Genomic DNA, 3,204 nt, shown 5'->3' with positions numbered 1-3,204 from the left:
GCCCCCGGGGCGCCGTCACCCGGCTGCTCCGGCTCCCCGGCGGACGGGCCCGGCGGACGGCGGCCTGGTCCGCGATGGTGCCGCTGGCCCTGGTCAGCGCGGTGGTGCTGTGCCGGGCCGCGGACATCGACGGCATCACCCCCATACCGCAGCTCCTGGCCTTTCTGCCCTGGCTGCTGGTCCCGGCGGCGCTCGGGCTGCTGCTCTGCGCGGCCGCCCGCTGGCCGCTGGGGTGCGGCTGGGCGCTGGCGGCAGCGGCGGCCACCGGGTGGTTCATCCAGCCGTACGACGGCGGCAGCCCGCCCGAGCCGCATGGACCGGTCCTCGCCCGGCTGCGGGTGATGACCGCGAACCTCGAATTCGGCCAGGCCAGGGACGGGCTGCTGACCGCGCTGCGCCGGGAGCGGCCGGACCTGGTCGCGGTGCAGGAGTGCGACACGGAGTGCGGCGAGGCGCTGGACTCGGCCGCCGTCCGCGCGGCCTACCCGTACCGGAGCATCGCCCTCGGCGACAGCCCCGCCGCGGGCTCGGCGATCCTCAGCCGCCACCCGCTGACCCGCGCGGAGGGGGTGCGCGGGACGCTGCGGATGCCGGGGGCGGTCGTCCGGATCGCCGGGCAGCGGCTGCGGCTACAGGTCGCGCATCCCATGCCGCCGATGCCGGGCGAGCTGGACGTCTGGCGCACCGAGCTGGGGCGGCTGCGGGCCTACGCCGCCGGGCGGGGCGAGGAACCCACCCTGATCGCGGGCGACTTCAACGCCACCCAGGACCATGCCGCCTTCCGGTCCGTCCTGGACACCGGGCTGCGGGACAGCGCACGGGCCACCGGCGTCTCCCGCACACCGAGCTGGCCGAGCGCCACGGCCCCGGTGCTGGGGGCGCAGATCGACCATGTGCTGGCCAGCCGGGCGCTACGGCCGCGTACGGCCCGCTTCCTGGAGCTGCCGCACACCGACCACCGGGCACTGCTGGTGGAGCTGGACCTGTACGGGGCACAGGGCTGACCGGCGACTCAGCGGCTCAGCTCCCGCTCGGGTTACGGCTCAGCTCTCGCTCGGGTTGTAGGAGTTGGCCAGCTCGAACGGATCGGGCTCCAGGCCCGCCGTGGGCCAGCGCTGCTCCCGCTGCCAGCGCGCGTTCTCCTGCGCGAGCGCGTCCCAGAGCAGATTGAGCGGATGGCCCGCGTCATAGGACGCGCGCTCACCGCGCCGGGTGAAGGCGCCCAGCAGCACCTCCAGCCGGGGCCCGGTGTCATTGACCAGCTCGACCGCGCGCAGCCCGCGTCCGTACGCCACCCGCGGATCGCCCGCCGCGTCCGCGACCCCCTTGGTGACCAGCATGCAGCCGCGCAGCAGGCCGGAGCGCAGCAGCTCGAAACCGTAGTTGACGGTGTCGATCTCGGCGGCGATGCGCAGCTTGTTGCGGTAGTCGCCGCCGAACCAGGTGTGCAGCACCCCGGCCATCAGCCCGCTGGCCGAGACCACCAGCGGCAGGGAGCGCAGCGCGCTGCTCGGGGCGGTGGGGCCGGGCAGCTCGGCCTCGGACAGATTGGTCAGCAGCGAGACCCCGCTGCGGCGCCACTCCATGACATCGAAGGCGGCGAGTTCATCGTCGCCCTCGGGCCGGGTCACCACGGAGCCGCACACCAGGTCGACATCCTTGGCGCGCAGCTTGGCCAGCACGTCCCGGGTGCGCACATGGCCGACCTTGAGCTCGATGGCGCGCTGCCGGAACTCCTCGGACACCCGCTCCCCGGCGCCCGCCAGATAGCTGAGGGTAAATCGGGTGGTGCCCACCACCAGGGTTTTTCCCAGGCGGCGCCGTGACTCATGGATGCCGTCCAGCCACTCGCCGAGAGTTCCGCGCGCCAATTCGACCAGGGCTTCTCCGGTGCCGGTGAACAGCACGTCCTTGCCGCGTCCCTGCTTGAGTACGAGGGGTTCGCCGCAAAGCTCGCGAAAGTTCCGGTTCATGGTGTCGATCTGCTTTTGCACACTGGACTGTTCACGGCCCAGAATCCGTGCGGCGCCCAGTGCGGTACCTGCCTCATGGACCATGATCAAGGTGCGCAACTGGTCCATCGTGGTGTCCATGAGCGCGAGTGGGCTCTGCGCCCAACGGCCGCGCCGATCCGTCGTCGGTGGTCCGAGCGACCCGGGTCGCACCATGATTTCCCCCGCTTTTCACGTTCTCCCGTTTTCCTGACTCCAGAGTTTAGTCAGCTATCCACACGGATATCCGGGTCCGATATGAGCGAGAGCAACCCCGCTTTTCCGGACTCCTTACGCGCGCGCCCCCCGCGAGCCGCTGCGGCGGCTCGCGGGGGGCGCGGGGGGCTCGGGCTGGGGTGTGGGCCTCGTGGGTTTCACGAGGCCCGTGCGCCTCAGGCGCCGATGTCGCCGCCGTCGCGCCGCCAGACGCTGATCACGGACGGCCGGGTCAGCTTGCCCGGTCCGTCGGGCCAGGTCGACGCGGGCTTCTCCACGCTCGCGCCATCGAGCTCGCCCGGGTGCTGCACGGCCACCAGCACCCGCCGCTCCTGCACGATCGGGCCACAGGTCTCGGCACCGGTCGGCACGGTCAGGAACTGCTTGACCTGGCCGCGACGGCTGCCCGCCGTCGCCACGCCGAACAGTCCGTCGTGGCTGCCGAGCGCGTTGCCGTCCGTGGAGATCCACAGATTGCCGTGCGCGTCGAAGGTGATGTTGTCCGGGCAGGAGATCGGGCTGACCTGGTCCTTGGGGAAGCCGCCGAAGTAGGTGCTCGGGTCCTCGGGGTCGCCGCAGACCAGGAACAGCCGCCAGTTGAAGCGGGTGGAGCCCGGGTTGTTCCAGCGCTCGGTCAGCTCCAGGATCTGGCCGTGCTTGTTGGCGTTGCGCGGGTTGGCCTCGTCGGCCGCGGCCTTGCCCGTCTTGCCACGGTCCGAGTTGTTGGTCAGCGCGATGTACACACGACCGGTGCGCGGGCTCGGCTCGACGTCCTCGGGGCGGTCCATCTTCGTCGCACCGGCCTTGTCGGCGGCCAGACGCGTGAAGACGTACACCTCCTCGGCGGTCATCCCGTCCACGAAGGAGCGGTCGCCGGAGGCCAGCGGGATCCACTCGCCGGCGCCGTCGAACTCGCCGTCCGTGGGCAGCTTTCCGGTGCCGTCGATCTCGGCGGACGGGCTGTCACCGGTGAACTTGGCGACGTACAGCGTGCCCT

3 protein-coding genes are annotated in these 3,204 nt (G+C 71.9%); 1 reads left to right on the top strand and 2 read right to left on the bottom strand.

Annotation, left to right across the window (positions count from 1 at the left end):
• The first annotated feature begins 23 nt into the window (after positions 1–23).
• Positions 24–1,004: an endonuclease/exonuclease/phosphatase family protein gene (locus KN815_RS47025; protein WP_216347899.1), complete on the top strand. Its 981-nt coding sequence runs from the start codon at positions 24–26 to the stop codon at positions 1,002–1,004.
• A gap of 39 nt (positions 1,005–1,043) precedes the next feature.
• Here the strand turns inward: KN815_RS47025 and KN815_RS47020 are convergent, their stop codons facing one another.
• Both KN815_RS47020 and KN815_RS47015 read right to left on the bottom strand, forming a co-directional pair.
• A complete protein-coding gene (locus KN815_RS47020; protein ID WP_253209690.1) occupies positions 1,044–2,093 on the bottom strand; it encodes a LysR family transcriptional regulator in 1,050 nt (349 codons plus the stop codon).
• A gap of 290 nt (positions 2,094–2,383) precedes the next feature.
• The coding region (locus KN815_RS47015) for a PhoX family protein (protein ID WP_216347897.1) at positions 2,384–3,204 on the bottom strand (821 nt) is incomplete at its 5' end.

This window comes from Streptomyces niphimycinicus (assembly GCF_018883605.1).
In the GTDB taxonomy this organism is placed as follows: Bacteria; Actinomycetota; Actinomycetes; order Streptomycetales; family Streptomycetaceae; genus Streptomyces; species Streptomyces niphimycinicus.
This window is presented reverse-complemented; position numbering and strand designations above follow the sequence as displayed.